The 24,561-nt window shown below is 71.8% G+C and carries 24 protein-coding genes; 10 read left to right on the forward strand and 14 right to left on the reverse strand.

The annotated features are described in order from the left end of the window. Nucleotides 1–4: 4 nt before the first annotated feature. The 5 genes from ACX27O_RS12370 to ACX27O_RS12390 all read right to left on the reverse strand — a co-directional run bounded on the left by ACX27O_RS12370 (nt 5) and on the right by ACX27O_RS12390 (nt 2,735). Nucleotides 5–136, reverse strand: coding sequence for a hypothetical protein (locus ACX27O_RS12370; protein ID WP_256443407.1), 132 nt, complete (start codon nt 134–136; stop codon nt 5–7). After that, entirely contained in the window at nt 133–1,437 is a 1,305-nt protein-coding gene (locus ACX27O_RS12375; protein ID WP_245233637.1) for an RNA polymerase sigma factor, read from the reverse strand. The genes ACX27O_RS12370 and ACX27O_RS12375 overlap by 4 nt, the downstream gene beginning before the upstream one ends. Before the next feature lie 20 nt (nt 1,438–1,457). Next, a complete protein-coding gene (locus ACX27O_RS12380; protein WP_030332431.1) occupies nt 1,458–1,811 on the reverse strand; it encodes a YciI family protein in 354 nt (117 codons plus the stop codon). A 30-nt stretch (nt 1,812–1,841) separates the two neighbouring features. Then, nucleotides 1,842–2,255, reverse strand: coding sequence for a DUF6069 family protein (locus tag ACX27O_RS12385; protein ID WP_210866317.1), 414 nt, complete (start codon nt 2,253–2,255; stop codon nt 1,842–1,844). Nucleotides 2,256–2,420: 165 nt separating this feature from the next. Further along, entirely contained in the window at nt 2,421–2,735 is a 315-nt protein-coding gene (locus ACX27O_RS12390) for an L-rhamnose mutarotase (RefSeq protein WP_309140842.1), read from the reverse strand. Between the two features lie 165 nt (nt 2,736–2,900). Between ACX27O_RS12390 and ACX27O_RS12395 the strand changes: the two genes are divergently transcribed. From ACX27O_RS12395 to ACX27O_RS12425, 7 genes are all read left to right on the forward strand, one after another. Further along, entirely contained in the window at nt 2,901–3,581 is a 681-nt protein-coding gene (locus tag ACX27O_RS12395; protein WP_030332427.1) for a response regulator transcription factor, read from the forward strand. Between the two features lie 15 nt (nt 3,582–3,596). Next, nucleotides 3,597–5,066: a sensor histidine kinase gene (locus ACX27O_RS12400; RefSeq protein WP_458939444.1), complete on the forward strand. Its 1,470-nt coding sequence runs from the start codon at nt 3,597–3,599 to the stop codon at nt 5,064–5,066. After that, the gene (locus ACX27O_RS12405) at nt 5,063–5,968 is read left to right on the forward strand and encodes a Gmad2 immunoglobulin-like domain-containing protein (protein ID WP_247676141.1); all 906 of its coding nucleotides are present in this window, start codon (nt 5,063–5,065) and stop codon (nt 5,966–5,968) included. Before ACX27O_RS12400 ends, ACX27O_RS12405 begins: the two co-directional genes overlap by 4 nt. Before the next feature lie 125 nt (nt 5,969–6,093). After that, entirely contained in the window at nt 6,094–7,647 is a 1,554-nt protein-coding gene (locus ACX27O_RS12410; RefSeq protein ID WP_458939445.1) for a hypothetical protein, read from the forward strand. Between the two features lie 128 nt (nt 7,648–7,775). Continuing rightward, nucleotides 7,776–8,405 carry a TetR/AcrR family transcriptional regulator gene (locus ACX27O_RS12415; RefSeq protein WP_051708495.1) on the forward strand — a complete coding sequence of 210 codons (630 nt, stop codon included), beginning with the start codon at nt 7,776–7,778 and terminating at the stop codon, nt 8,403–8,405. A 33-nt stretch (nt 8,406–8,438) separates the two neighbouring features. Beyond that, nucleotides 8,439–9,932: an MFS transporter gene (locus ACX27O_RS12420; protein ID WP_030332422.1), complete on the forward strand. Its 1,494-nt coding sequence runs from the start codon at nt 8,439–8,441 to the stop codon at nt 9,930–9,932. A gap of 108 nt (nt 9,933–10,040) precedes the next feature. Next, the gene (locus ACX27O_RS12425; protein ID WP_458939446.1) at nt 10,041–10,832 is read left to right on the forward strand and encodes a maleylpyruvate isomerase family mycothiol-dependent enzyme; all 792 of its coding nucleotides are present in this window, start codon (nt 10,041–10,043) and stop codon (nt 10,830–10,832) included. 41 nt (nt 10,833–10,873) lie between these two features. Here the strand turns inward: ACX27O_RS12425 and ACX27O_RS12430 are convergent, their stop codons facing one another. The 3 genes from ACX27O_RS12430 to ACX27O_RS12440 all read right to left on the reverse strand — a co-directional run bounded on the left by ACX27O_RS12430 (nt 10,874) and on the right by ACX27O_RS12440 (nt 14,101). Beyond that, nucleotides 10,874–12,073 carry an RtcB family protein gene (locus ACX27O_RS12430; RefSeq protein ID WP_458939447.1) on the reverse strand — a complete coding sequence of 400 codons (1,200 nt, stop codon included), beginning with the start codon at nt 12,071–12,073 and terminating at the stop codon, nt 10,874–10,876. A gap of 489 nt (nt 12,074–12,562) precedes the next feature. Beyond that, complete coding sequence (locus ACX27O_RS12435; protein ID WP_458939448.1) at nt 12,563–12,769, reverse strand: hypothetical protein; 207 nt, start codon at nt 12,767–12,769, stop codon at nt 12,563–12,565. A 21-nt stretch (nt 12,770–12,790) separates the two neighbouring features. Continuing rightward, nucleotides 12,791–14,101 carry an RICIN domain-containing protein gene (locus tag ACX27O_RS12440; protein ID WP_458939449.1) on the reverse strand — a complete coding sequence of 437 codons (1,311 nt, stop codon included), beginning with the start codon at nt 14,099–14,101 and terminating at the stop codon, nt 12,791–12,793. A 157-nt stretch (nt 14,102–14,258) separates the two neighbouring features. On the opposite strand from ACX27O_RS12440, the gene ACX27O_RS12445 reads away from it, so the two are divergent. After that, complete coding sequence (locus tag ACX27O_RS12445; RefSeq protein WP_209444556.1) at nt 14,259–15,446, forward strand: spore photoproduct lyase family protein; 1,188 nt, start codon at nt 14,259–14,261, stop codon at nt 15,444–15,446. Between the two features lie 7 nt (nt 15,447–15,453). Here ACX27O_RS12445 and ACX27O_RS12450 read toward each other — a convergent pair whose 3' ends face one another. Beyond that, on the reverse strand, nt 15,454–15,960 hold the full coding sequence (locus ACX27O_RS12450; protein ID WP_458939450.1) for a DinB family protein: 507 nt from the start codon (nt 15,958–15,960) through the stop codon (nt 15,454–15,456). 43 nt (nt 15,961–16,003) lie between these two features. Further along, nucleotides 16,004–16,840, reverse strand: coding sequence for a M15 family metallopeptidase (locus ACX27O_RS12455; RefSeq protein WP_458939451.1), 837 nt, complete (start codon nt 16,838–16,840; stop codon nt 16,004–16,006). A gap of 319 nt (nt 16,841–17,159) precedes the next feature. Between ACX27O_RS12455 and ACX27O_RS12460 the strand changes: the two genes are divergently transcribed. Then, a complete protein-coding gene (locus ACX27O_RS12460) occupies nt 17,160–18,158 on the forward strand; it encodes a LacI family DNA-binding transcriptional regulator (protein WP_458939452.1) in 999 nt (332 codons plus the stop codon). A 120-nt stretch (nt 18,159–18,278) separates the two neighbouring features. On the opposite strand, the gene ACX27O_RS12465 is transcribed toward ACX27O_RS12460, so the two are convergent. The 3 genes from ACX27O_RS12465 to ACX27O_RS12475 form a co-directional block, all read right to left on the reverse strand. After that, nucleotides 18,279–19,127 (reverse strand): peptidylprolyl isomerase, encoded by an 849-nt coding sequence (locus ACX27O_RS12465; RefSeq protein WP_458939453.1) that lies wholly within the window; start codon nt 19,125–19,127, stop codon nt 18,279–18,281. Between the two features lie 70 nt (nt 19,128–19,197). Next, complete coding sequence (locus tag ACX27O_RS12470; protein ID WP_210866323.1) at nt 19,198–20,406, reverse strand: D-alanyl-D-alanine carboxypeptidase family protein; 1,209 nt, start codon at nt 20,404–20,406, stop codon at nt 19,198–19,200. Between the two features lie 46 nt (nt 20,407–20,452). After that, entirely contained in the window at nt 20,453–21,181 is a 729-nt protein-coding gene (locus ACX27O_RS12475) for a MerR family transcriptional regulator (RefSeq protein ID WP_458939455.1), read from the reverse strand. 165 nt (nt 21,182–21,346) lie between these two features. On the opposite strand from ACX27O_RS12475, the gene ACX27O_RS12480 reads away from it, so the two are divergent. Next, entirely contained in the window at nt 21,347–23,620 is a 2,274-nt protein-coding gene (locus ACX27O_RS12480; RefSeq protein ID WP_458939457.1) for an ATP-binding cassette domain-containing protein, read from the forward strand. On the opposite strand, the gene ACX27O_RS12485 is transcribed toward ACX27O_RS12480, so the two are convergent. Next, nucleotides 23,613–24,032 carry a protein-tyrosine phosphatase family protein gene (locus ACX27O_RS12485; protein ID WP_245233631.1) on the reverse strand — a complete coding sequence of 140 codons (420 nt, stop codon included), beginning with the start codon at nt 24,030–24,032 and terminating at the stop codon, nt 23,613–23,615. The genes ACX27O_RS12480 and ACX27O_RS12485 overlap by 8 nt on opposite strands. Nucleotides 24,033–24,561 lie beyond the last annotated feature (529 nt).

Raw genomic sequence — 24,561 nt, forward strand, 5'->3', positions numbered from 1 at the left:
CGGCTCAGGCGTGCAGGGTGGGCCGGTAGCTGAGTTCCAGGGACCGGCCGTCGAGGGTCCGGCTCCCGATCAGCTCCAGGTCGAAATCGGCCGCGCCCTGGAAGATCGGCTCAGTTCCGGTCTGACCGGTGATCACCGGGCCAGTCGAGGGAGCCCGCCAGCGTGTTCGACACCACCGTCGCCGGGGGGCTCCTCATCCGGGTCACCCCGGCGTCGCGGACCTCGGGCTCTCCATTCACGTGTCAGTTGGCGGCGACGGGTCCGCAGGTAGGCCCGCTCGGTCTCGTTGGTAGCCAAAGCCATGGCCTGGTCGTAGGCGGCTCGGGCCTCGTCGTCCCGTCCGAGCCGGGCCAGCAACTCGGCACGGGTGGCGGGCAGCCGGTGAAAGCCCGGAAGGTCGACACCCTCCAACGCGGCGAGGGCCACCGTCGGTCCGTGCACCTCGGCCACGGCGACCGCACGGTTCAGCGCGACGACAGGGGTTGGCGCGAGCGCGAGGAGCTGGTCGTAGAGCGCCAGGACCTGCTGCCAGTCGGTGGCGGCGCCGTCGGTGTGCACCGCGCTGATCGCGGCCTGGATCTGGTACGGGCCGGGCTGGTTGCGGCGCAGGCATCGACGGACCAGGTCGTGGCCCTCGGCGATGAGGGCCACGTTCCACAGCGACCGGTCCTGGTCGGCCAGCAGCACCAGTTCGCCGGCCGGGTCGAGCCGGGCCGGGCGGCGCGCCTCGGTCAGCAGCAGCAGCGCGAGCAGACCCAGGACCTCGGGCTCATCGGGCATCAACGCGGCGAGTTCGCGGGCGAGCCGGATCGCCTCGGTGCACAGGTCCGTTCTGATCAACGGTCCGGCGGTGGACGCGTAGCCCTCGTTGAACATCAGATAAAGCACGGTGAGCACGGGCGGCAACCGGTCCGGCAGCTCATGTGCGGCGGGCACCCGGTACGGGATGGCGGCGTCGCGGATCTTCTTCTTGGCGCGCACGATCCGCTGAGCGACCGTCGCCTCCTGAATCAGATAGGCCCGGGCGATCTCCGGCACGTCGAGGCCACCGAGCAGGCGCAGCGTGAGGGCCGTCCGCGCCTCCGGAGCGAGTGCCGGGTGGCAGCAGGTGAACATGAGTCGAAGCTGGTCGTCCTGCACCGGTCCCACCTCCCTGGGCTCGTCCTGTTGGTGCAGCAGCAGGGCCTGGGCGTGCCGGGCCTCCCGGGTCGACTCCCGGCGAAGCCGGTCGACGGCCCGGTTGCGTGCGGTGGTCACGATCCAGGCGCCGGGGTTCGGCGGCGGGGTCTGCCACTTCTGCAGCGCTGTGGTGAACGCGTCCTGCACCGCCTCCTCGGCGAGGTTGATGTCGCCGAGGAGGCGGGCAAGGGTGGCGACGCAGCGGCCGTACTCCGCGCGGTAGATGCTCGCCAGGTCAGTGTCGGGAGACTGGTCCACGTCGGGAGGCCGGCTACTGGTCAGGCCTGGGACAGGTCGTCGAAGGGGCGTACCTCGATCGGGCCGCAGGCCGCCGCGCACCTCTGCGCCCAGGCCAGCGCCTGGTCCAGGTCGGCGCACCTGATGACCCAGAACCCGGCGATGTGCTCCTTCGTCTCGGCGAACGGCCCGTCGCTCATGGTGGTGGCGCCGTTGTCGACCCGGACGACGGTGGCGCTCTCGGGCGACGTGAGTCCCCCGCCGAAGACCCAGGCTCCCGCGGCCTGCATGTCGTCGTTGATCCGGCCGGTCTCCCGGAACATGGTCTGCACCTCCTCGTCGGACGGCGTCGGCGCGCCCTCGACGAAGTGCACGGACAGCAGGTACTGCTTCATGACGATCCTCCAGTAGGTCGAACGGGCAGGTCAGGCGGCCAGGCGGCGGGCGATCGCGGGGATCACGATCGCGGCCGCGACCAGGTGGGTGAGCATCAGCAGCGCCTTGGTGGCCGCCCCGGCGTCGGCGACCACGTCCGGCACCAGCGACAGGACCGTCAGCGCCACCGTCGTGCGGACGAACGTGTGCCGCGGGCGCCGGGCGAAACGCGCGAGCAGCGCCGCGATGGCGACCCCGATCAGCGAGAAGACGGCGGTCAACACACCGAACCCCGACACCGGGATCGGGGTGCCGCTCAGATCGAGGCTGACGCCGGCCAGGTCGCCGGCGGCGGCGACGGCCATGGTGGCGGTGCTCGCGACGACGGCGGCGATGACACCGGTCCGGATCAGCGCGCCGACGGTCGACGTGGTGGTGCGGGTCGGGTTCACAGTGGCGGTCATCGTGCCCTCCGGTGGCTGGGTGCCCGGCTCGTTGCCGGGCTCTCACCAGGGCTACGAACGGAACCGGTCCCAATCGACAGCACGCCCAGAAATTCTTGGCGACGGCGTGAGGCGAGGCAGCCCCTTTTGTCGCCGGACGCCTCGCCTCGCAACCGCCCGAGGGAGCTAGGCCTCGTCGGCGAGGTGCCAGACCTCGCGCATCGGAGCCCACCAGTCTCCCGACCCCGGCTCGGCGATCGACTCCTGGCACGGGTCGGTCAGTTTCCACCACTCCTGCGTGTGCGGGTCCGCGGCGATCAGCCGCTGATCGGCCTCGTAGTCGTCGCCGATGTACTCGTAGTAGCCGAACAACAGGTCGTCGTGGAGGAAGATCGTGTAGTTGCGGAAGTTCGCCTCGCGCAGCGTCTTCTCGACGCTCGGCCACACCTCGGCGTGTAGCCGCAGGTAGTTTTCCCGCTGCTCGGGGCGAAGTCGGATCACGCAGCCATGACGTTGCACGTCGTGCCCTTTCGAGTGAGCTGATTCACTGGTGCCGAAGGCACCTGACCGTAGCGGTTGGACGGTGCCGGTGAGGGGCCAGCCGGGCACCGATGCCGACCGTTCCGCCAGGACTACGGACGGTCGCAGCGGGTCTACCCTCGGGTGATGGAGGGCCGCGTGTTGGTCGTCGAGGACGACTTCTCGATCCGGGAGGTCACCGCCCTCGGTCTGCGCCGCGCCGGCTTCCGGGTCGACACCGCTGTCGACGGGCGGCAGGCCCTGGCCGCGTTCCGCGCGCACCCGGTCGACCTCATCGTCCTCGACATCATGCTGCCGGGGCTGGACGGTCTGGAGGTCTGCCGGGAGATCCGGCGCGGCAGCCAGGTGCCGATCCTGATGCTGACCGCGCGCACCGACACGATCGACGTGGTGGTCGGGCTGGAGTGCGGCGCGGACGACTACCTGCGCAAGCCCTTCGACCTGCCCGAGTTGGTGGCCCGGATCCGTTCGGTACTGCGCCGGGTGAACGTGCCGGCGGCGTCGACAGTCATCGAGGTCGGCGGCCTGGAGATCGACCCGGGCGGCTTCGTGGTCCGCCAGCACGGTCGGGAGGTGACGCTGACCGCCACCGAGTTCCGCCTGCTGCTGGAGCTGGCCCGGCGGCCCGGCCAGGTCTTCACCCGGGAGCTGCTGCTGGACCTGGTGTGGAACCACGACTTCCTCGGCGACTCCCGACTGGTCGACGTGGCCGTGCAGCGACTACGCGCCAAGATCGAGGACGATCCGGCGCAGCCCCGGCTGATCCGGACCGTGCGCGGTGCCGGCTACAAACTGTCGACGGGCTGACGGGGGGGTGGGGCGATGGCCGGACGCGCGGTGCTCCCCGGCCGCCTGCGGCGCCGGCTGACGATCGCGTTCGTCCTGGTCGCCGGCGTCTCGGCCGGGCTGCTCGCCGGCGGGACCGGGCTGCTGCTGCGGCAGTCCTGGTTGGACGCGTCGCTGCATGAGGCAGCCGCCGACGCCCGCTACCAACTCGTGCTCGCTGGGCAGTTCCTGCCGCTGACCGAGCAGCGCAGTACCGAACTGCTGACCAGCTTCGAGGCCAGCGGTCGGCACGTCGTGCTCGTCGACGGCCCGGCCCGCGCCTCGCACCCCGCGTACGCCCCGGTGCTGGGCACCCGGTTGCGGGCCGTCGTCGCGGACGGGCGGCTCGGCTACCAACGCTCCGCGCCGGCGGAGCGTCCCCGGCTGCTGATCATCGGCGGGCGCATTCCCGGCTCGACCGCCGAGCTGTACGTCCTCACCGTCGAGGACGGCGTCGCCGCCGACCTGGGTCAGCTGCGCACCGCGCTGCTGGCCGGCTGGGCGCTCGTGGTGCTGCTCGCCGCGGCGGTGGGTCACGCGCTGGCCCGCCGCACGTTGGAGCCGGTGGGTCGGGCCAGCCGGGCCGCCCGAGCGCTCACCGAGGGCCTGCTCGCCACCCGCCTGCCGGTACGCGGGCGCGACGAGTTCAGCGTGTGGGCGGCGACGTTCAACGAGATGGCCGAGGCGCTGGAGGCGAAGATCGCGGCGTTGTCGGCCGCGCAGGCCCGCGAGCGGCGGTTCACCGCCGACGTCGCGCACGAGCTGCGTACCCCGGTGACCGCGTTGGTGGCCGCGGCGTCGCTGCTGCGCGAGCACCTCGACCAGTTGCCTGAGGACGCCCAGCCGTCCGCCCGGCTGTTGATCGGCGACGTGGTCCGGTTGCGCCGGCTGGTCGACGATCTGATGGAGATCTCCCGGTTGGACGCCGGGCGGGAGCGGTTGACGGTGCGGTCGGTCGACGCGGTGGCGCTGCTGCACGGCATCGTCTCGGCACGCGGCTGGTCGGCGCGGGTGCGGGTCACCGGTGACCCGTTGGTGTTGCGCACCGACCCGCGCCGGCTGGAGCGCGTGCTGGCCAACCTGGTCGCCAACGCTGTCGAACACGGCGGTGGCGAGATCACGGCCACCGTGGCGGGTGCGGGCCCGCTGGTCGTCTTCGAGGTCACCGATCAGGGGCCCGGCATCCCGGCCGAGCATCTGCCCCGGGTGTTCGACAGGTTCCACCAGGTGGACACGTCCCGCTCGGCGCCGGGCAGTGGGCTCGGGCTGGCCATCGCGCGCGAGCACACCGATCTGCTCGGCGGCGCGCTGGGCGTGCACAGCGAACCGGGCGAGGGCACCCGCTTCCGGCTGGAGTTGCCCGCCGACGGCCCCGCCGGCCCGCAGGGTGACGTGCCGCGCCAGGACCAGCGCGCCGACCCGGGTCCGGTCGGGCGTACCGCCGGCACTGTTGGCGGTGCTGGATGAGCCGCAGCGGCACGGTCCGACTGGTCGTACCGGTGCTCGTCGCGGCGCTCCTGCTCGGCGGCTGCGGCACGTCCCGCTCCGGTGACCTGGGCCCGGCGCCCACCGCGCCGCCGACGAGCGCCGCACCCGGCAGCCGCCCGGCACCCGTCCCGACCGTGGCCGCGCAGCCGACGCCACCACGACCACCAACCGACCGCCCACCGCGTCCGTCGGCGGCGGCGTCCTCCGGCACGCGCCGGCCCGACCCGGTGACCATCGAGCTGTGGTACGTCCGCGCCGGGCTGTTGGTGCCGACCCGGCGCACCCGGCCGGCCACTGTCGCGACGTCCCGGCTGGCGCTGGCCGAACTGGCCGCCGGGCCGAGCCGGGCCGAGGCCGCCACCGGGATGACCACGCTGCTTCCGGCCGGCGTCGAGGTCACCCGCATCGCCGACGGCGTCGCGACACTGCGGGTGCCGTCCGTCGGCGACCCGGCCATGCGACGACTGTGTGAGGCCCAGGTGGTGTGGACGTTGACCCAGTTCCCCACCGTGCGGCAGGTCCGCCTCGACGGCGCGGCTGCGGTCGATCGGGCGGACTACGCGGATCTGCTGCCGCCGATAGTGGTCACCGGCCCGGTCCCCGGCGAGCGCGTCTCCGCGCCGCTCGTCGTCACCGGCACCGCCGTCGTGTTCGAGGCCACGGTGAGCGTCCGGGTGCTGGACGCCGCCGGCCGGGAGGTGGCCACCGGCTTCGGCACCGCCAGTTGCGGCAGCGGCTGCCGGGGTGGCTACCGGGTGGTGGTCGGCTGGCGCGCGGTCCGCGAACAGCAGGGCACTGTCGAGGTGTACGAGGTGTCCGCGGTGGACGGCGCACGGATCAACACGATGGCCGTGCCGGTGGTCCTCGCTGGCGGCGACTGACCATCCGAGAGCCGCGGCTCAGCGGCTTTCCGGGTCGGTCGATTGTGATCAGGTGGGCGATACTTGCCGGCGGGTCGTCCACCTGGCACAGACCTGTCACCGGCGCCGCGAAACGGGGATCCCGCATGCCGACCACGTCACCTGCCGCGTCGACGGGCGGGCCTCGCCGGCCGGTCCGCTGGCTGTCGACCACAGTGCTCGCCCTGCTCCTGCTGGCGGGCCTGGTCACACCGGCCGGCCTGGTCACACCGGCGGCGACCGTCGGGCGGCTGCCGGCCACCGCGCCGGCCGCCAGCACCTACGGCCCGTTCGACGTCGGCTTCGCCGAGGGCAGCGGTCTGCTCGACACCGATCTGACCCGCCGGCTGGACGACCTGGTCGCCTACGTTCCCGGCCGCTCCCCGATGATCCGCATCGACCTCGACTGGTGGTACGTGCAGCAGTGCCGCACCTGCGCGTTGCGCTGGGACCGGCTCGACCCGGTGGTGGATGCCGCCCGCGCCCGGGGCATCCGGGTGCTGATGGTGCTCGCCTACGCGCCGCCCTGGGCCAACGGCGGCAACAGCACCGACAAGTGGTTCCCCACCGACGACGCCGACTGGACCACTATCGTCAGCGCCACAGTGCGGCACTTCGCCGGCCGGGTGCACGCGTACGAGGTCTGGAACGAGCCGAACAACGGGCGGTCCGGCAGCTATGAAGGTTTCGGCAACTACGCCACCGACCGGAAGACCCGCTACTGGCAACTGGTCCGGCTCGCCCACCCCCTGATCCAGGCCGAGTGCGCGGACTGCGTGGTCCTCGCCGGCGGCTCGGGGGGCGGCACTCCGGTCACCAGCACCGGCAACGTGAACGAGGCGGCGCTCTGGTTGGACTGGGCCTATCGCAACGGGTACGGCCCGTACTTCGACGCGGTGGCGCTGCACCCCTATCCGGCCTGGAACTCCGGTCTGGGCCCGGCCGCGCCGGAGTGCGTCAACCGCTGGTGGAACCTCTTCGGCCCGCCCGGGGAGAACCCGCCCTGTGGCGAACTGGCCTACCTGCGCTCGGTCATGGTCAACCACGGCGACGGGGCGAAGAAGATCTGGGGCACCGAGTTCGGCTACCCCACGTCCGGGGCGACCGGCCTGGGTCGGGAGACCCTGCGGGATCACCTGGTCCAGGGCGTGTCCATGTGGCGCTCACTCAGCTACACCGGGCCGCTGTTCCTCTACTCGTACCGGGACGCCTGCACCGATCCGACCAATCCGGAGTGCAACTTCGGGGTGGTGACGAGAGATTTCACCCAGAAAGAGCCAATATTTACCGATTTGTCGGTTCAGCTTTCGGACACCGCGCCGGCCGACCTGCGTACCGGGCAGACCCTGCGCCGGTGGGCCAAGCTGCGCTCCCTCGACGGCCGTTTCGAGTTCTGGTTGCAGGACGACGGCAACCTGGTGCTCTACCGGCGCAGCTCCGCCACCGCGCTCTGGGCCAGCAACACCCGCGACGGCGTGCGGCTGGTCAACGGCCCCGACGGGAACCTCGCCCTGTACCGCGCCAACGGCACGATCGCCTGGTCGACCCAGACCGGCGGTCACGGCGCCGCCAGTCTCTGGCTCCAGGAGGACGGCAACCTCGTCCTGTACCGCGACAGCGACGCGAAACCCATCTGGGCGAGCAACACCATGGTGAGCTGACCAGACCCCCGATCCCCCGCTGAAACGCCATCGTTTCGCCGGCCAGATGCGAGGCAACTCACGAAAGCCTGCACGATCAGCGAACTGCGAACTAGGGTCAGTACGACATCGTTTCGCGGGGGGTCGAGATGCTGGGTGGTCAGCAGGTGGACGCGGGCGCCGGGGTGCCGGCTGCCCGGGCTCCGCGCTGCACCGACAGCGACCTGTTCACCGTCGTCATCGACACCCTGCGCGAGGTCGGCTACGACCGGATGACCATCGACGCCGTCGCCGCCCGCGCCCACGTCAGCAAGGCCACCATCTACCGGCGCTGGGACGGCAAGGCGGAGCTGGTCGTCGCCGCCCTGCGCGACCAGCGCGTGGGTGTGCACAACCCGCCGGACACCGGCTCCCTTCGCGGTGACCTGATCGAGTTGCTGCGGGCCACGGCCGCGATCTGCACTGCCGACTGCGACCTGATGCAGGCGTTGACCTTCGCCATGCGGACCAACCCCGAGCTGGAACGTCTGGTCCGTCACCAGGTGCTGCCGGCCGGGCGGGTGGCCAGCACCGCCATCCTGGTCCGGGCCGCCGCCCGCGGGGAGATCCCGCCGGAGGCCGGCGAGCGGGAAATGTTCCACGATCTGGCGCCCGCGCTCACCATGTCCCGCATCGTCGCGCACGGCCTACCCGCCGATGACGCGTTCCTCACCCAGGTCGTCGACCAGGTGCTGATCCCGGTGCTCCGCTATCAGCACGACGGTCCGTCGCCGGCCTGATTCACCGATATCCGTAACACGGAAGGCTTCACCATGCCCGGAACCACCTCGACCGCCCCCGGCGCGCCCAACGCCGGGGTGTCGACCGGCGCCCCGCATCCGCGGCGCTGGATCGCGCTGGCGGTCATCGCGGTCTCACAGCTGATGGTCGTCCTGGACGCCACCATCGTGAACATCGCACTGCCGCAGGCCCAGGCCGACCTGGGGATCACCGACGCGAACCGGCAGTGGGTGATCACCGCCTACACGCTGGCCTTCGGCGGTCTGCTGCTGCTCGGCGGTCGCATCGCCGACTACTGGGGGCGCAAGCGCACCTTCATCGTCGGCATGACCGGTTTCGCGCTCGCCTCGGCCCTGGGCGGTCTGGCCACCACCGGTGAGATGCTCTTCGCCGCCCGCGCGTTGCAGGGCGCCTTCGGCGCGCTGCTCGCCCCGGCCGCGCTGGCGCTGCTCACCGTTCTCTTCACCGAGACCACCGAGCGGGCCAAGGCCTTCGCGGTGTACGGCGCGATCGCCGGCGGTGGATCGGCTGTCGGTCTGCTGCTCGGCGGGGTGCTCACCGAGTACGCCGACTGGCGCTGGTGCCTGCTGGTCAACATCCCGGTCGCCGCGATCGCCATCGCCCTCGCCCTCCCGCTGGTGCCGGAGAGCCGGGCCCACGGCAACACCCGCTACGACGTACCCGGTGCGATCGTGGTGACCGCCGGCCTGGTCTCCCTGGTGTACGGCTTCACCAAGGCCGCCGAGGACGGCTGGGACGCCACCGCGACGCTCGGTTTCATCGCCGCGGGCGTGCTGCTGCTCGCCGCGTTCGTGGTGATCGAGCTGCGCTCCAGCCACCCGCTGCTGCCGCTGCGGATCCTGCTGGACCGCAACCGGGGCGGGGCGTTCCTCACGTCGACGCTGATCGGCGCGGGCCTGTTCGGGGCGTTCCTCTTCCTGACCTTCTACTTCCAGGTGGTGTTGCAGTACAAGCCTCTGGAGGCCGGTCTCGCGTCCCTGCCGGTCACCGCCGGTGTGCTGATCGCCGCGGGTGGCGCCAGCCAGCTGATGCCCCGGGTGGGGGCCAAGCCGCTGATGGTCGCCGGTTCGGCGCTCGCCGCCCTGGGCATGCTGGTGCTGACCCAGATCGACGTGGACACCCCGTTCCTCACCCACCTGCTGCCCGCGCAGGTCGTCCTGGGCCTCGGGTTGGGCTTCACCTTCGTCCCGCTGTCCAGCCTCGCCCTGGTCGGGGTGCCGGAGCACGACGCCGGCGCGGCCAGCGCGACGCTCAACGCCACCCAGCAGATCGGCGGCTCGCTCGGCACCGCGCTGCTGAACACCTTCTACACCAGCGCGGTCGCCGCCTACCTGGTCGGCCGGGCGCCGAACCCGGTCAACCAGGTCGAGGCGCTGGTGCACGGCTACCGGGTGGCCTTCGCCTGGGGCGCGGCGCTGATCGTGCTCGCCGGGCTGGCCACACTGGTCCTGGTGAAGGTCCGCAAGGAGGACGTCCCGACCGGCAACACCGTGCACATGGGTTGAGCTGACCGCCGTGGCCGCCGGCCGGAGCGCCCCGAGCCTGGGGTGGGCCGGCCGGTGGCCACGTCCGGTAACGTCCCGATCATCGTCGAAAATCCGTTGAGGAGACCCATGTCGACCCCTGCTGACCAGATCATCACCGCTCTGCGCGCGGGCCACGAGGAGCTCGCCGCGCTCGTCCGGGACCTCAAGGAAGACGACCTGCTCCGCCCGTCCGGGGCCAGTGAGTGGCAGGTGTCGCAGGTGCTGAGCCACCTGGGCAGCGGCGCCGAGATCAACCTGGCGACGCTGGAGGCGGCCCGCATCGGCACGCCCGGCCCGGACGGGGACTTCAACCGTGGCGTCTGGGCCCGCTGGGACGCGATGTCCCCGGCCGAGCACGCCGCCGGCTTCCTCGCCAGCAACGAACGACTGGTCGAGGCGTACGAGGCGTTGGACGCCGAGAGCCGGGCCTCGATGCGGGTCGACCTCGGCTTCCTGCCGGAGCCGGTCGACGTGGCCACCGCGGCCCGGTTCCGGCTCAGTGAGTTCGCCCTGCACCAGTGGGACGCCGAGGTGGCGTTCAACAGGTTCGCGGCGGTGACGCCGGGGGCGGTGGCGCTGCTGCTCGACCAGATCGGCGGCATGCTGGCCTGGACCAGCCGACCGCATGAGTTGGACGGTCGGGGGGCCACCCTGCTGGTCCGGCTGCACGCGCCCGAGCGGACGTTCGGGCTGCGGCTGGGTGAGCAGGTCGAGATCGTCGACGCGCCGGAGCATCCCGACGGCGAGCTGGTGGCGCCGGCCGAGGCGTGGCTGCGGCTGGCCACCGGACGGCTGGGTCCCCAGCACACCCCCGACGGGGTGCTGGTGACCGGTTCGGTGACCCTCGACGACCTGCGCCGGGTCTTCGTCGGCTTCTGAGACGGTGCCGCGCGGGCCGGTGATCCGGCCCGCGCGGTGTCTCAGCCCTTCACGCAGACCACCTGCTTGAGGTGCGCGACCACCTCGACCAGGTCCTCCTGCTGGGCCATCACCTCGGTGATGTCCTTGTACGCGCCGGGGATCTCGTCGACCACCCCGGCGTCCTTGCGGCACTCCACCCCGGCGGTCTGCGCGGCCAGGTCCGCGGTGCTGAACGTCCGCTTGGCCTGCGCCCGGGACATCCGACGCCCCGCGCCGTGCGACGCCGAGCAGTACGCGTCCGGGTTTCCCCGCCCCCGCACGATGTACGACCCGGTGCCCATCGACCCGGGGATGATGCCCAGGTCACCCCGGCCGGCCCGGATCGCGCCCTTGCGGGTGACCAGCACGTCCACCCCGTCGTAGCTCTCCTCCGAGACGTAGTTGTGGTGGCAGCTGATCGGCTCGTCGTAGCCGACCTGCGGGAAGTGCTCACGCACCACGCGGCAGAGCAGGGCCAGCATGACCGCCCGGTTGCGCCGCGCGTACTCCTGCGCCCAGAACAGGTCCCGCCGGTACGCGTCCATCTCGGGCGTCCCGGCGAGGAACACCGCCAGGTCCCGGTCCGGAAGGTCGGCGTTGTGCGGCAGCCCCCGGGCCACGGCGATGTGCCGCTCGGCCAGTTCCTTGCCGATGTTGCGGGACCCGGAGTGCAGCATCAGCCAGACCCGGCCCTCGTCGGCGCCGCCCTGCTCCAGGCAGACCTCGATGAAGTGGTTGCCCCCGCCGAGGGTGCCGATCTGCCGCTGCGCCCGCGTCTGCAGCTGCGCCACCCGCCGGTCCAGGCCGGCGAACCGGCCCCAGAAGTCGGCCCAGCCGGCCTGCTCCAGGCCCCGGATCCGGCGCGGGTCGACCGGGTCGGTGCGCTGGGCGAAGCCGACCGGGATGGTGGCCTCGATCGCGGAGCGCAGCCGGGCCAGGTCGTCCGGCAGGTCGGCGGCGGTCAGCGAGGTCCGCACCGCCGACATCCCGCAGCCGATGTCGACGCCGACCGCGGCCGGCGAGACGGCCTGCCGCATCGCGATCACCGAGCCGACCGTGGCGCCCTTGCCGAAGTGCACGTCGGGCATGACGGCGACGCCCTGCACCCACTGCAGCGCGCCGATGTTGCGCAGCTGCTTGGCGGCCTGCGGCTCGATGGCGTACGGGTCGGTCCAGACCCGGACCGGTGCCCGGGTACCAGCGAGCGGGGTGAATCCCATCGTGGTCTCCTTGTGTCGTGCCGGCACCAACGTCGCATGGTGACCGGAAATGATCGCGTACCGGAAGGCCGGGCGCGGAAGTTCGTCGGATACGAAAAGGCCGCCCGACCCGCAGGGGTGGGCGGCGACACCGGACGCGTTGGCGTCAGCGGTGGCGTCGCCCTGGTCGCCGGCCCTCAGCGAGCTGACCGAGACAAGTGGGCTGACCGAGATACCGGCACCGTGCGCCCGAGGGCAACCCGGCACCCGCACCTGGCGTGCGCCAGATGATCGTGGTGCGGTCGCGCTGCGACACGGCGTACTCCCCGGGGTCTGATCGGTTGACCTTGCTTCGATGACGGTAGGCGGGCCGCGGCCTGTCCGCAAAGGATATTGCGCGCCGGTCGCCCTGGGCTCGGACGTCGGCCCGAGCGGCTCAAGATCGTGCTCGATCCAGGAAAGAGGGCCCTCAGGATGCGACGAGGCCACCACATCATTGTTCGAGCGCGATCAGACGAGTTTCGCCGACGCGGACACCCGTAGCCCGAGGCACGGCCTCGTGGCGGTGGCCGTCGGGTGGCGGGCCGCTTCGGCTCCGGCACCGTCGGTGAGGGTGGCGGTGACGGAGCCGAAGAACTGGCCCTTGTCGTAGTGGCCGATGGTGCTGGCGCGGTAGTCGGGCTCGTGCGCGATGGGCACCAGGTCGGGAATCGCCATGGCCGCGAAGCTACCGCCGGGCTACGACACGGGCACCACCCGGAAGGACTGCGCGGCGGTGCCGTTGCAGGCGTACTGGATGAGCTGGACGCTGTCCGCCGTCGACGCTCCCGGCACGTCGAGGCACTTGCCGCTGCCGCGGTTGACCAGGCGGTAGTAGCCGCCGCCCTCGGGCTCGGCCCGCCACTGCTGGTTGTTGCCGCCGCTGTAGGACCAGAGCTGGATGGGCGCCGAGTCGGCCGTCGACCTGTTGGTCACGTCGAGCACCTGGGCGCTGTTGTTGCGGTTGTTGACCCGCAGGTACCCGTCGCTGGTCGGCACGAACTGGTACTGCTGGGCGGCGCTGCCGTTGCACGCGTACTGCTGGATGGCGGTGCCGTTCGCGCTGGCCGCGGCCCGCGCGTCCACGCACTTGCCGTTGCCCCGGTTGACCACCGTGTGCCAGGCGGTCGGCGAGATCGTGCCGTCGGACGGCGGGGGCGTCGTCGGCGGGACGGTGCCGGCACCGGCGAGCCAGTGCAGCCCGTCGATCAGCAGCTGGTTCTGCTGCGGGCTGTCGAAGGTGGAGGACAGCCCGGTGTTGGTGCTGTAGTTCATCGCGTTGTGCCCGAAATTGGCGTAGAGCATCTTGTACTGCCGGTTGCTCCAGACCAGCGGGTAGTAGCCGCCGTACCAGGACTGGTTGGGGTCGGTGCCGACCGGGAAGCTGGACGGGTCGACCGAGGCCAGGATGTCGATGTTGGGGTTCTGCCGCAGGTCGTTGCTCCAGGAGTACCACTCGCTGATCGAGGACGGGAAGGTCGCCGGGAGGTTCCGGGTGGCGGGGTGGGTGCGGTTGTCGGCGCGCATGGTGACCCGGGTGGGCCCCCAGGTGTTGGTCTGGAACGCCCCGGTTCCGAGGAAGGTGTTGTAGTACCAGCTCCAGCTCGACGGGTTGTCGGTCCACGCGCTGACGTGGAAGCCCAACCACGCTCCGCCGTTCTGCATGTACTGCTGGAACGCGGCGCGTTGCCCGATGGGCGGCGCGTCGTCAAGGAACATGACGACCTTGTACTGGGCCAGGTTGGCGGTGTTCAGCAGGCTCCAGTTGTTGGTGGCCTCCCAGGAGAAGCCGTACTGGGCGGCGGCCTGCGGGAACCAGGCCCGGGCGTCCTTGACGAAGTCGATGTGCGCGGCGTCCCAGGTGCCGTTGTAGAAGGCCAGGACCTTGAACGTCGGCGCGGCCTGCGCACTGCGCGAGGCGCTGACAGCGACACCGGCGGTCAAGGCGACGACCAGGGCGACGAACAACGACAGGATCCTTCTGGTACGGGAGGAAAGTTCTGCGATCACCTGATCGTCCCTTCGGTGGGGACGCGCGCCGCCGCGTCGAGGTACATCTGTTCACAAGGTTTACAGATAGACGAAAGGTTATTCCTCTGACCTGATCGCGTCAATCGCCGATCGCCCGAACGGGTGGGATTCCTCCGGCAACGGGTACCCCCGCCGGATGACCAGCCCGGACGCCGTCGACGTCGACACGCCGCTCGCCGTGGACGTGCCCGCCGCGCCGCACGACGCCAGCGGCGAACACGTGCCGATCCGCGACCTGGCCGGCCTCGCGCCGCCGACCCGGTCGGCGCGCCGCTGGACCCCGAGCCGGGTGGTGGCCACCCCCGCGGCGCTCGACCACCCGCACGGCCAACGGATCGTCGAACGGGTGCGGGCACTCGGCATCGAGGTGGAACACCTGCGCGCCAACCGGCTCACCGGGGTACGCGGGCAGACCGACCGGGAAACCTACGCGCGGGCCAAGTCGACAATGGCGATCGTGGTGAGCCCACCCTCGCGGCGTGTCCTGCAACCCATCGCGCCCAGCGCGGACTGGCGGGTCGACCTGGCCGAGGGCTGCCCGGCGCACTGTCAGTACTGCTACCTCGCCGGATCCCTGTCCGGCCCACCGGTGACCCGGGTGTACGCCGACCTCGACGACATCCTCGCCGGGTTGGCCGCGTACGCCGGGCGCGGTACGGTGACCAGCCGCAACGCGCGGCGCGCCGACGAGGGCACCACCTTCGAGGCGTCCTGCTACACCGACCCGCTCGCCCTTGAGCACCTGACCGGCAGTTGGCGGCGCGCGGTGCAGCACTTCGCCGACTGGGACGCCCCCGTGCAGTTGCGCTGGACCACCAAGTACGCCGACGTGGACACCTTCGTCGGCCTGCCGCACGCCGGCCGGACCCGGGTCCGCTTCAGCGTCAACTGCGCCCCGGTCAGCCAACGGTTCGAGGGCGGCACCGCCCGGGTGCCGGACCGGCTGGCCGCGCTGCGCCGGCTCGCCCTCGACGGCTACCCGGTCGGGCTGACCATCGCGCCGATCATCGCGCTGCCGGACTGGCGGGAGCACTACGGCGACCTGCTCGACCAGGTCCGCGCGGCGGTCGACGGGGTGCCCGATGTGGACCTGACCGCCGAGCTGATCACCCACCGGTTCACGCCGGGCAGCAAGGAGGTGCTGCTCGGCTGGTACCCGCGTACCCGGCTGGAGATGGACGAGGAGTCCCGCAGCCGCAAGCACGGCAAGTTCGGCGCGGTGAAGTACGTCTACCCCCGCGAGCAGATGACCGAGCTGCGCGACTGGTTCACCACCGAGCTGACCGCCCGCGTCCCGGCCTGCCGGATCCTCTACTGGACCTGACCCCGGGCTAGACGCCGACGGCGCCGTCGATGCCCTCGCGGAGAAAATCGGCGTGGCCGTTGTGTCGGGCGTACTCGTGGATCAGGTGCAGCATCACCAGCCGCAGTGACACGGTCTCGCCGGAGCGGGCGTTGCGGCCGGTCACGTCGAGCGACGCGGCGGCCCGCTCGATCCGGCGGGCGTGCGCGACCTCACGCTCCCAGGCGTCGAACGCCTCGGCCCGGGTGGCCGAGCTGGCGTCGTACGCCTGCTGGAAGTCGCCGGTCTCCGACCACACCAGCGGGATGTCCTCGCCGTCGATGACCCGCCGGAACCAGGCGCGCTCCACCTCGGCCATGTGTCGCACCAGGCCGAGCAGGGACAGGGTGGAGGGCGGCATGGACTGCCGGCGCAGGTCCCCGTCGGAGAGACCCTCGCACTTGAGGGCCAGCGTGGCGCGGTGGAAGTCGAGGAACGCGCGCAGCGTCTCCCGCTCGTCGCCGGTAACCGGGGGGCCGATCCGTTCGGTGGTCATTGAAACGATCATGCCGGACGGCGGCTGCAGGGTCCGGCCTGGGTCAGCCGACCGAGGATCGGGCGACCGGGGCGGCGAAGAACGTGTCCGGGTACGGCTCGTCGCGCAGACTGTAGTGCCACCACTCGCGGTCGTAGTTGACGAACCCGGCGTCGGTCATCAGCCGCCGCAACAACTGCCGGTTGTCCCGCGCCGTCGCGGTGACTGAGGGGTCGGCGGTGTGCGCCCGGGGGTCGAAACAGTCGAAGCCGGTGCCCATGTCGATGCTGTTGTCGGCGAAGCGCTGGGCGCGCGGCGCGGTGCAGGCGACCAGCGGTTGCCCGACCCGGTACGGGGGTTGGCTGGCGGCGGGATCGTCGACAAGGGTCAGGTCCAGGGTGCTGCCGCGGCTGTGCGCGGTGGGCGCCCCGATGTAGCCGTCGGCGAAGAGCCGGTTCTTGGCGAGGTCCGGGTAGAACTCGGCCTTGGTCTGCTGCTCGTCGGGGCGCTTCGACCAGGCCACGAAGTCGTCCACCGCCGGTTGCGGGCGGTAGCAGTCGTACACCTTGATGCTGTGTCCGCTGGCCAGCGCGGCGTCCTGTACGCGGCGCAGCGCCTGGGCCGCCTGCCGGGTGAGCAGGCACAGCGGCTCCCGGTAGCCGCTGATCGGCCGGCCGACGAAGTTGTGCGCCGTGGCGTAGCGGATGTCGGCGTGGATGCGCGGGTCGACGTCGGTCACCACCACGAACCCCGGCAGCGGGGGTGCCCCGGACGGGGTCGGCGCGGGGGTGGGGCTCGCCGACGTGGGCTGCGGCCCGGTCGGCGCGGGTCGGGGCTCCGCCCGCGAGCAGCCGGCGAGCAGCGCGACGAGCGCGACGATGACGGCCAGGCGGTGACGCACCAGTCCTGTCTATCAGCCCAGCCAGGGCCGCTGTCCCAGGATCCGCTCGCGGTGCGCGAAGTCGCCCTGCCCCCGGCCGCCGGACACTGCGAATCCACGAAAGTCGATTCCACCTGGAGCCATTTGTCGACGCAATCAACGAAAGTTGGCGAAAAAGCTCCGGAAGTTTTCCGCAACTCCAGCCAAGCTTCGGTCGACCTGGCATGTCGTCAAACCCCATCGGTGAGGCAAGATGACCCGTGGAACGGGCACGCCGTTTCGGGACACACGGTGGACGACGACTTCTGGTCGTTCCTCCGGCTCGGTGAAGGAGACGCGGGTGGGCGCGGACGACGGACGCAGGGTGACCATCACCGCGATCGCACGGGAGGCCGGGGTGTCGGTGCCGACCGTGTCACGGGTGCTCAACGGACGCTCCGATGTGGCCCCGGACACCCGCGAGCGGGTCGAGGAGTTGTTGCGCCACCACGGCTACCGGCGTCGGACCAGCCGCAGCGTCCGCCGCGCCGGCCTGGTCGACCTGGTCTTCAACGACCTGGACAGCCCCTGGGCCGTGGAGATCATCCGCGGTGTGGAGGACGTCGGGCACGGGGCGGGTGTCGGCACCGTGGTCTCCGCGATCCACCGGCAGCCCACCGCGGCCCGGCAGTGGTTGCAGAACCTGCGCACCCGGGCCACCGACGGCGTCATCTTCGTGACCTCGCACCTCAGCGCGCCGCTGCACGCGCAGCTGCGTCGCCTCAACGTGCCGGTGGTGGTCGTCGACCCGGCCGGCGTGCCGGCCATGGACGTGCCGACGATCGGCGCGACCAACTGGGCCGGCGGGCTCGCCGGTTTCGTGGCCGGGCCGACGCATCTGCTGTGCAGCCGGGCGCGACTCGACGGTTACCGGGCCGGGCTGGAGGCCGCCGGCGTGCCGGTCGACGACGCGCTGATCTACCCGGGCGACTTCTACCACGCCTCCGGGTTCGCGGGCGGGACCGCGCTGCTGGACCTCGCCGACCCGCCGACCGGCATCTTCGCCGCCAGCGACCAGATGGCCTTCGGCGTCTACGAGGCGATCCGCCGCCGCGGGCTGCGTGTCCCGGACGACGTGAGCGTGGTGGGTTTCGACGACCTGCCGGAGGCCCGCTGGGCGTCCCCGCCGCTGACCACCGTTCGCCAGCCGTTGGTCGAGATGGGACGGTTGGCAGCCCGGACGGTGCTCCGCCTCGCCCAGGGCGAGGGCATCGACTCGCCCCGGGTGGAACTGGCCACCGAACTTGTCGTGCGCGACAGCACCACCGCCCCGCCGACCGGGTCACCCGCCTCGGCGTGACGGCCGGACCTGCCGCAGAAACCGGTTGGACCGGTTCCGGTCCGTTCCGGAAAGTTCCGGCCAGGTCGTGGCCGGCCCGGGCGCGGTGAGCGACCGACGGTCACCCACCGCGCCGTACGGTCAGTGGTGGTGGTGCCAGCGGACCGCCTTGCGGATGGTCACCGGCAGTGCCGGCGCACCGTCGACCGGTGCCGGGTCCTCGGCGGTCGGCGCCACTCCCCCGGCGGCGATCCGGTCCAGGGTGGCCAGGCCGGCCGCGTCGACCTCGCCGAAGATCGTGTAGTTCGGGCGCAGCGCGGAGTTGGCGTAGACCAGGAAGAACTGGCTGCCGTTGGTGTCCGGCCCGGCGTTCGCCATCGCGAGGACGCCCCGGGCGTACACCCGGCGTTCCCCGGTCGGGTCGGTGGGCGCGGGCGGCAGGTCGGTCGGCAGTTCGTCGCGGTACCGGTAGCCCGGGCCGCCCTCGCCGGTTCCGGACGGGTCACCGCACTGCAACACGCTCAGCGTGGGGTACGCGGTGAGGCGGTGACACGGGGTGCGGTCGTAGAAACGCTTGCTGACCAGGTGCAGGAAGCTCTGCACCGTGCACGGCGCGGCGGCCCGGTCCAGTGTCAACCCGATCGGCCCGTGGTTGGTCGCCAGGGTCACCCGGACGCTGCCCCGGGCCGGGGTGCGGCGCGGGTCGGGCGGCAACGGCACCGGTCGGGCCGCGGGCTCGTCCGGGGTCTCGGTGTACGCGCACGGGCCGTGGGTGGTGCGCGGCGGTCTGGCGGCGGCGTCGGCGGCGGTGGGCGGCGCTGCGGACACGCGCACCGCGTCGGCCGCCGGGGCCGGCGCGGCGAGCGCGGTGGCGGACACGCCGACGACCAGTGCCCCGGCGAGCACTGTCACCCCCGCGAGGCGGGTCAGGGCGCGCACCGACCGGCGGGGTGCCGCCACTGCGAGGCGCGGTTCGGGTTCACTCGGCACAGGGATCCTCCTGGACTGGTGGTGCCAGAAAGACCGGAGTCTATGGACGGCAACGCCCGATGTCGATCCGTCAGGGCAACCGGCGGCGACGCCGCCACAGCAGACCGCCCATCAACGCCACCACCGTCGCGCCGCTGAGCGCGGTCACCGACCAGAGCCACCCCGCGTCGCTACGCGCCGGTCCGCTGGCCGCCGCCGGCCGGGGCGCGCCGGGTGCCGCCAGCGCGGACGGCGCCGCCGACGGGGTGGCGGTCAGCTCGCCGGGCTCGACCAACCGGCCCACCGCGGCGTCGCGGGGCAGCGTGAAGCCCCAGTCCAGCAGGGCGGCACCCTGCTCCCAGCCGCGAGCCGGCGTCGACTCGGCGCCCAGCAGGGTCACCACCAGCCGCCGCCCGCCGCGTTCCGCCGCCCCCACATAGGTGTGCCGGGCCAGGTCGGTGAAGCCGGTCTTGCCGCCGAGCGCCCCCGGGTACCGGTAGATGAGCTGGTTCTCGTTCTGGATCTCGAAGCCCTTGGTGCGTTGCGCCGGCTGGGCCGGTATCGACGTCTGCTCGGTCAACGCGTACCGGCGGAAGGTCGGCTGGGCAAAGCAGGCCCTTGCGATCAACGCCAGGTCGTACGCGCTGGTGAACTGCCCCCTGCCGTCCAGCCCGGACGGGGTGACCGCGTGCGTCTGCAACGCGCCGAGGTGGTGCGCCTGCTCGTTCATGGCGCGGACGCCGGCGGCGCTGTCCGTCCCGCTGCCCAGTCGGGCCAGCGCGTTGGCGGCCTCGTTGCCGGAGTTCAGCAGCAACCCGAGCCAGATGGTCTCGACGGTGTACCGGCCGCCCGCGACCAGGCCCACGGCCGAGGAGCCGGGTTCGATGTCCATGTCCGCCTCGGTGACGGTGACCAGCTGCTTCGGGTCGAGCTTCGGCAGCATGGTGGCCGCCAGCAGCAGCTTCTGCACGCTCGCCGGCGTGCCGTACTCGTGCGGGCCGCAGCCGCCGAGCACCTGGCCGCTGTCCAGGTCGGCGACCAGCCACGACGTGGCGGTGATCTTCGGCGGTGCGGCGACGCCGGCCGGCACGACCAGGCCGGTCGTGTCGAGCGCCGCGCCGCCGACCATCCGCTGGCCGGGGACGGCAGGCGGCGGCGACGGCCGCGGTGGGCGCGACGCCGCCGGCGCCGGGACCCGGGGGCAGCGCACCGTCGGCGCGGCGGACGCTCCCGCCGTACCGACCGGCACGGGAGCGAGCAGGACGGCGGACGTCGTGGCCGCCAGCAGCGCAGCTCTCATGAGCCGACCCTAGTCACGACGATCGCTGCGCGGGACGGGATGCGGGTCAACCCGCGTCGCCGCGACCGCTCAGATAGTCGTGCAACGCGGCACTGCCGCGCAGCCTGCGCAGGCTGCGGGCGTGCAGCTCCTGCTCACGGCGCGCCAGCTCGGCACGGACCCGCTGCGGGCTTCCGGTGGTCCGCAGCTCACCCAGCACCGCCTCGATGATCTCGAACGGGTACGCGCCTCGGCGCAGCAACGCGATGACCTGCGCGGCGCGTAGCTCCGCCTCGTCGTACACCCGGTAGTTGGTGCCCGGGGTGCGGCCCGGCCGCAGCAGCCCGCGCTCCTCCCAGAGCCGCAGCTGCGCGGTGCGGACCCCGACCAGGGCGGCGACCTCGCCGATGCGCGCGCCGTGGAGAGGCGCGGGCCGGGCCGCCGGTGGGCTCGCCAGCACGGTCTCGAAGGCGCCGAGCACGCGGCGGATCTCGGCGCGTTCCCGGTCCATCTCGGCGTGACCGCCGTCGAGCGCCGCCAGGGCCGCCGGCAGGTCACCGGAGTGCACCGCCGCCATGATCTCCCGGGTACGGGACCAGCCGTGCCCCTCGGCCAACCGCCGCGCCACTGTCAACGCCCGGGCGTGCTCACCGGTGAAGATCCGGTAGCCGCTCGCGGTGCGGCGCACCGGCGGCAGCACCCCCGCCTCGACGTAGTTGCGCACCTGCTGCACCGAGATCCCGACGGTGGCCGCCAGGTCCACGGCGCGCAGCCGATCCTTCGGAGCGACGTCCACGCGAGCCACCGTACCGCTTACGACGTGATTTGAGACTTTCCCGGACGTCCTGCGGCAGTGCACGCTCAATTGTCGGCGAAAGTCTCCACGCGCGGATGAATGAGACAATTGAAGCTGCCAGTGCCCGGCGGGAGAAGTCCCGCCACGATTCCGTGAAGGGTTCGAATGTCGCAGCCAGCATGGTCCGCCGCCGACAGCCACGACATGATCGAAGTACGCGGGGCGCGGGAGAACAATCTCGCCGACGTCTCGGTGGACATCCCCAAGCGCCGGTTGACCGTCTTCACCGGCGTCTCCGGATCGGGCAAGTCGTCGCTGGTCTTCGGCACCATCGCCGCCGAGTCCCAGCGCATGATCAACGAGACGTACAGCGCGTTCCTCCAGTCGTTCATGCCGAACCTCAACCGGCCGGACGTCGACTCGCTACGCAACCTCAGCGCGGCCATCGTCGTCGACCAGGAACGGATGGGCGTCAACTCCCGCTCCACCGTCGGCACCGCCACCGACGCGTACGCCATGCTGCGAATCCTCTTCAGCCGGCTCGGCCAGCCGTCCATCGGCGGCGCCGGGGCGTTCAGCTTCAACCTGCCCGAGGGCATGTGCCCCACCTGCGAAGGGTTGGGCCGGGTCTCCGACCTCGACATCAACGAGTTGGTGGACGTCGAGCGCTCCCTCAACGACGGCGCCATCACCGTGCCGAACTTCGCCGTCGACTCCTGGTACTGGCAGACCATCGTCGGCTCCGGCCTGTTCGACCCGGACGTCAAACTGCAGGACTTCACCCCACAACAGTGGGAGGACTTCCTGCACAAGCCGGCCACGAAGATCAAGGTGGGCAGCAACAACTGGACGTACGAGGGCCTCGCGGTCAAGGTCAAACGGCTCCTGCTCGCCAAGGACCGCGAATCCATGCAACCGCACATCCGCGCCTTCGTCGACCGGGCGGTCACCTTCACCATCTGCGGCGACTGCGGCGGCACCCGGCTCAACGCGGCGGCCCTGTCGTCGCGGATCGCCGGGCACACCATCGCCGACTGCTCCGCCATGCAGATCAGCGACCTGGTCGCGTTCGTCGGCACCATCGACGACCCGGGCGCCGCGCCGCTCGTCGCCAACCTCCGCGACCTGCTGGACTCCCTCGTCGAGATCGGCCTGGGCTACCTCAGCCTGGACCGTGAGTCGGCGACCCTCTCCGGCGGAGAGGCGCAACGGGTGAAAATGGTCCGCCATCTCGGCTCCAGCCTCTCCGACGTCACGTACGTCTTCGACGAACCGACAGTCGGCCTGCACCCGCACGACATCGCCCGGATGAACGACCTGCTGCTACGGCTGCGCGACAAGGGCAACACCGTGCTGGTGGTCGAACACAAACCGGAAACCATCGCCATCGCCGATCACGTCGTCGACCTCGGGCCGGGCGCCGGCACCGACGGTGGCCGAATCTGCTTCACCGGCGACGTCCCCGGCCTGCGCCGCTCCGGCACCCTCACCGGGCGGCACCTGGACCACCGGGTGCGGGTGCGCGAGACGGTACGCCAACCGACCGGGCGCCTCGCCATCCGCAAGGCCGACCTGCACAACCTGCGCGACGTCGACGTGGACATCCCGCTCGGCGTGCTCACCGTCGTCACCGGCGTTGCCGGCTCCGGCAAGAGCTCACTGATCCACGGGTCGCTACGCGGCCGGTCCGAGGTCGTCATCGTCGACCAGTCCCCGATCCGTGGCTCACGACGCAGCAACCCGGCCACCTACACCGGGCTGCTCGACCCGATCCGCACCGCCTTCGCCAAGGCCAACGGGGTCAAGGCCGCGCTCTTCAGCGCCAACTCCGCGGGCGCCTGCCCGGCCTGCAAAGGCATCGGGCTCATCTACACCGACCTGGCGATGATGGCCGGCGTCGCCAGCATCTGCGAACGCTGCGAGGGGCGACGCTTCACCGACGAGGTGCTCACGTACACGCTGCGCGGCAAGAACATCAGCGAGGTGCTGGCCATGTCCGTCACCGAGGCGTACGCGTTCTTCCCGCACCCCATCCTCAATCGACTGGTCGACGTCGGGCTGGGCTACCTCAGCCTCGGCCAACCACTGACCACCCTGTCGGGCGGGGAGCGGCAACGCCTCAAACTCGCCATCCACCTCGCCGAGAAGACCACCACGTACGTCCTGGACGAGCCGACCACCGGTCTGCACCTGGCCGACGTGGACCAACTGCTGGCCCTGCTCGACCGCATGGTCGACGCCGGCAACACGGTGATCGTCATCGAGCATCACCAGGCGGTCATGGCCCACGCCGACTGGCTCATCGACCTCGGCCCCGGCGCCGGCCACGACGGTGGCCGCATCGTCTTCACCGGCACACCAGCCGAACTGGTCGCCACCGGCGGCACCCTCACCGCCAGCCACCTCCGCGAGTACGTCACCGACCCGGCGGTCATCTGACGCGGCGCAGCCAGCGCCGCTGCCAGGGGGTCTCCACCGCCTTCGGGTGGTAGCCAGCCCGAACCCACGGCACGGCCCGCTCGACCGGCAAACCGTCGAGGATCGCCAGCGCGGCCAGGGCCGTTCCGGTGCGGCCCACCCCACCGCGACAGGCCACCTCGACGCGTTCACCATCGTGCGCCCGCCGCAGCGCCTCCCGCAGGGCGTCGAGGGCATCGGCGCTGTCGAGCGGTACCCAGAAGTCGGGCCACCGGATCCGCCGGTGCGGCCAGGCCGGCTCCGGACCAGGGGCCAGCAGCACGGCGAAGTCGGCGGGCGAGGTCGCGGCAACGATGCGGCGTCCGCGCACCAACGCCCCACTGGGGAGTACGAGTACGCCCGACTGCTCAGACCACGGCAGCGTCTCAGTCACCCGGACATTGTGCCGCGACGCTCTGACGAATGAGCACAGACAGTGCCGCCCCCGGCCGGTGAGCCGGGGGCGGCACTGGTGTCGGTGTGCAGGTCGCCTCTCGGCGAGTGGCACGACGCGGCTCCAGCCGAACGGTATTCCGCGAAGGCGATATTAGGTGAGGCCCGGGGACACTGAGTCACACCGACACTGTCCTCAACCTGCCGGACCCCCACCTTGTTCCCGCACCCGCCGCGTCCATGCACGCACCACCCGACAGTCCCGCGACCCCGTCCGACGCCCCCGCCGATCGCCCCGCCGCACGGGCGGCCAGCCGATCCAGCGGCCAGCGGCCAGCGGCCAGCGGCCAGCGGCCAGCGGCCAGCGGATCGTGCGGCCAGCGGAGCACGCCGCGAGATCTTGGACAGTTTCCGTTCCGCGCTAACGGAAACTGTCCAAGATCTGGAAACGGGCGCCGCTTGATGACGCCATCCGCCTCCGCCGAGGATCCCTTCAGCGCGGCATCTCCCGTTGCGGCCCGCTGCGGCGG

Source organism: Micromonospora sp. SD19, from assembly GCF_054462275.1.

What these genes read in the sequence shown, in the direction of transcription:
- ACX27O_RS12415 (WP_051708495.1), top strand. Translation starts at nt 7,776, where the DNA reads ATGCTGGGTGGTCAGCAGGTGGACGCGGGCGCCGGGGTGCCGGCTGCC.
- ACX27O_RS12400 (WP_458939444.1), top strand. Translation starts at nt 3,597, where the DNA reads ATGGCCGGACGCGCGGTGCTCCCCGGCCGCCTGCGGCGCCGGCTGACG.
- ACX27O_RS12435 (WP_458939448.1), bottom strand. Translation starts at nt 12,769, where the DNA reads ATGGCGATTCCCGACCTGGTGCCCATCGCGCACGAGCCCGACTACCGC.
- ACX27O_RS12430 (WP_458939447.1), bottom strand. Translation starts at nt 12,073, where the DNA reads ATGGGATTCACCCCGCTCGCTGGTACCCGGGCACCGGTCCGGGTCTGG.
- ACX27O_RS12470 (WP_210866323.1), bottom strand. Translation starts at nt 20,406, where the DNA reads ATGAGAGCTGCGCTGCTGGCGGCCACGACGTCCGCCGTCCTGCTCGCT.
- ACX27O_RS12425 (WP_458939446.1), top strand. Translation starts at nt 10,041, where the DNA reads ATGTCGACCCCTGCTGACCAGATCATCACCGCTCTGCGCGCGGGCCAC.
- ACX27O_RS12450 (WP_458939450.1), bottom strand. Translation starts at nt 15,960, where the DNA reads ATGACCACCGAACGGATCGGCCCCCCGGTTACCGGCGACGAGCGGGAG.
- ACX27O_RS12405 (WP_247676141.1), top strand. Translation starts at nt 5,063, where the DNA reads ATGAGCCGCAGCGGCACGGTCCGACTGGTCGTACCGGTGCTCGTCGCG.
- ACX27O_RS12420 (WP_030332422.1), top strand. Translation starts at nt 8,439, where the DNA reads ATGCCCGGAACCACCTCGACCGCCCCCGGCGCGCCCAACGCCGGGGTG.
- ACX27O_RS12395 (WP_030332427.1), top strand. Translation starts at nt 2,901, where the DNA reads ATGGAGGGCCGCGTGTTGGTCGTCGAGGACGACTTCTCGATCCGGGAG.
- ACX27O_RS12480 (WP_458939457.1), top strand. Translation starts at nt 21,347, where the DNA reads ATGTCGCAGCCAGCATGGTCCGCCGCCGACAGCCACGACATGATCGAA.
- ACX27O_RS12410 (WP_458939445.1), top strand. Translation starts at nt 6,094, where the DNA reads ATGCCGACCACGTCACCTGCCGCGTCGACGGGCGGGCCTCGCCGGCCG.
- ACX27O_RS12380 (WP_030332431.1), bottom strand. Translation starts at nt 1,811, where the DNA reads ATGAAGCAGTACCTGCTGTCCGTGCACTTCGTCGAGGGCGCGCCGACG.
- ACX27O_RS12445 (WP_209444556.1), top strand. Translation starts at nt 14,259, where the DNA reads ATGACCAGCCCGGACGCCGTCGACGTCGACACGCCGCTCGCCGTGGAC.
- ACX27O_RS12385 (WP_210866317.1), bottom strand. Translation starts at nt 2,255, where the DNA reads ATGACCGCCACTGTGAACCCGACCCGCACCACCACGTCGACCGTCGGC.